Origin of the sequence: Acinetobacter sp. YH16038, from assembly GCF_013417275.1 — a bacterium.
Lineage (GTDB): Bacteria > Pseudomonadota > Gammaproteobacteria > Pseudomonadales > Moraxellaceae > Acinetobacter.
This window is the reverse complement of the sequence record NZ_VPEG01000110.1, coordinates 1-2,220: the sequence shown is the minus strand read 5'-3', so window position 1 is coordinate 2,220 and position 2,220 is coordinate 1. Positions and strand designations below refer to the sequence as shown.

Genomic DNA, 2,220 nt, shown 5'->3' with positions numbered 1-2,220 from the left:
ACTCGTCATAATTATAAGGTTGTTTATTCATCTAACTAGGTTATATATCTACTATTTTAAATAGTCAATATTTTAACTATTCAAATACCCCTTAAACCTATCTTTATAACCCCTTAAACCTATCTTTATAACCCCTTAAACCTATCTTTATAACCCCTTAAACCTATCTTTATAAGCTATTAAATTATTTATTTACAGTCACTTAATGAACTATAAAAGCATTTAAAAACATTAAAAATAATTAAAAGCTTAGGGAATGAAAAATTGCCCTATGTTTTCGCTACGCTCAAACTCTATTGAATCTCGCTTTCGCTCGATTCGAGGGGCAATTTTTTGGCCTATATTTTCGTGAATTTGAAAAAAAGCAAAAGCAAGAATGAATTCGCTTCGCTCATAAAGCTTTTTTGCTCGCTTCGCTCGGTCTAGACATCAATTTTCTGCAAGTGATTTACTGTTTTTAAGATTTTGATATTAAAAAATTGTTTTTCAGAGAGTCTAGGCGCGATTTTTTGTATGTTCGCTCGTAGACACTCGCTCTGTAATAACGATTAGACGCAAAAAATAGGGGGTATGCGCGATTTTTCACTGATTACTATGATGAATCCTATGTCGATGAGGAAAACGTGCTTAAAACGCAAATGATGAGCTTTTAGGAAAAGGTAAGGCGGCCTCCTAAGGAGACCGCCTTGTTTTTTGATTTGCCGTGTTCAAATTCACGAAACTAACGCGCTTAACGCTAATCATTTATTGAGTTCGCGACTAGAACGAACTCGCAGTTATCAACTTACGACATCTTCACTGTTTCCAGTGGAAGCGACTCTCATGGATCCTCCATCAAGACTAAGCTGGCCCTGACTTCTACACATCACAAAGTACACACTTCAAATTGTGTTTTAGTTCCACAATCACGATTTTATATAACATCATCCCACTAGCAGCATGCTGCATCATCGCAAAAATCAGTCAGCAGCAGATCCGTCTCCGGAACAACTGGGTGATTTCAAAGCGCAAACTTCAACGTAACCAACGCTTTTTTCTTATCTTAGTGAATACTCATGAAATATTATTCATCCGACCGCTACTTCAGGATGTTTAACGTCTATTCACTTTCTCCCGTGCCAAACAGGCTTGCCGCATTTCATAGCTGCCGAGGTTGCCACACCTCTCCCCTGACAAACTTTGTTTTCTCAGTCCGGTTATGCACCGTATTGCCTTTCGTTCACCCACCCCTTACGTTTTTATTCGCTCGAAGTGACCTAATTAATCTGTAAATAAAACCAAATTAAATCTATTCAGCAACTCTCCCTCTCTCATTAATAAAACCTTATAGCACTCTCGCGTAGTGTTTTCGGTCCAAAAGCCTATAGTGTGGAGCCACCACATCTAATCATTGGCTTGAGAGATTCCCACTTTAGCGTTAACAGTCTTTGTCTATTTCGAAAGAAATAGACGGTCAGTACGCTTATCCGTTCCATCTGATATCAGCCATTCCTTTTTTTTGGGATAAGAGTTCCAAAAACTCCCATTATTAACCGATATTAAATTTCATTACGGGTAAAGCACTTAACCTACGCAAAGCAACATGCTTGATCCAATCTCTTGAATCTCCTTAGTGTCACTGTTACAGGCTTGAGCTATCCATAGATCTCAATAACTAATCAAATATGTCATCACGACAAATCAATTTGGTTAATCATTGAGTACCGAGCAGTCCAGATTTCTCCTCGTGCCCCTAGTACCTCGCGATACTCTCATAAGCCCACCTGTGCGCAACGCATACCACCCTGTTAAGGAATTGAAGCGGTAAACGTGTGTTCCTAACGCATCTATCATTCCATGAAGATACTCACACTCTCTGTTAAGCAGGGTTTGCCCTTGTCACCAAGGGTCCCGTTTCAGTGTCGCCCAACTATTTGATCGGCTCACAACGATTTCATACGTCACAGCCAATTAAGAGTGATTGGGTCAAAGAACAGAATCTCACTGTCCAGTGCCCTTCGCAGCCGCACCAACTAGATTTCTCACGTATGCAGCTACACGGTCTTTAGCAATGAGATGGCTGTCTCATGCACACGAACCGAAAAAAAAAGTTTAGAAAGTTTTGCTCGTTGCACGATTAACACAACAAAGCTCATTTCATATTTTGGCAAAGCCATCGTCTCAGGCTTTTTTAAACTTGGCAAATTTTCAGATGTTTTCGCGCACGCAGATCGCAGGAAC

1 protein-coding gene is annotated in these 2,220 nt (G+C 39.8%); it reads right to left on the bottom strand.

Features of this window, described 5'->3' with window-relative positions; genetic code table 11:
- Positions 1-2,033 precede the first annotated feature (2,033 nt).
- Positions 2,034-2,220, bottom strand: a 187-nt coding sequence (locus FTV34_RS17835; RefSeq protein WP_218949383.1) for a hypothetical protein, incomplete at its 5' end; no start/stop codon positions are given.